At 33.9% G+C, this 651-nt stretch carries 1 protein-coding gene; it reads left to right on the top strand.

Annotated features, from left to right (window positions below; translation table 11 throughout):
- Positions 1-103 precede the first annotated feature (103 nt).
- A complete protein-coding gene (locus tag HT678_RS04630; protein WP_000767186.1) occupies positions 104-403 on the top strand; it encodes a DUF1827 family protein in 300 nt (99 codons plus the stop codon).
- Positions 404-651 lie beyond the last annotated feature (248 nt).

The raw sequence follows: 651 nt of genomic DNA, 5'->3' as shown, positions 1-651 counted from the left end.
TGCGGCTAGCTTCCTAGTTCGCTCTTTGATTTTCATTGAGTATAAATCAAGCGACTTTATTCAAAAAGTGCTATAATAGAATTAGAAAATCGGAGGAAATATTATGAAGCTTATCAATACGACAAACTCACACTCGCAACTTGTAAAAAATCAGCTAGAAAGTACCGATGCAACCCTTGTTGAGGTTTATTCTGCAGGGAATACAGATGTTATTTTTACCCAAGCGCCGCTTCACTATGAAATCCTCATCTCAAACAAACACCGTGCTATTCGTGAGCCTGAAATCGAAACCATTCAAGAATTTTTCTTGAAACGTAAAATTAATAAGAACTCTATTGATGAAGCCAATATCAAGACACTCTACTCAGAGAAATTAATTGGAATTTCAATCCCAATCCAGTGAGGAAATTGAGTAAAAACTCTACTTGAGCGAAAGTCCAATAAGTCTTCCCACAATAAAACGCATAGTATTGAGGTACACTGTACACTCGCTATTATGCGTTTTTATATAGTAGATTGAAACTATAATAGTACACCTCTACTTCTAAAACATTGTTAGAAATCGATTTGACTGTCCTGATCGATTTGTCCTATTCTTATTTCATTTTATAGTCATTTAGTTTTAAAAAGCATTCCAAACATTCAAAAATA

Origin of the sequence: Streptococcus sp. 3167, from assembly GCF_013277175.1 — a bacterium.
In the GTDB taxonomy this organism is placed as follows: Bacteria; Bacillota; Bacilli; order Lactobacillales; family Streptococcaceae; genus Streptococcus; species Streptococcus pseudopneumoniae.
The sequence above is the reverse complement of the archived record's forward strand: the minus strand, read 5'-3'. Positions and strand labels throughout refer to the sequence as shown.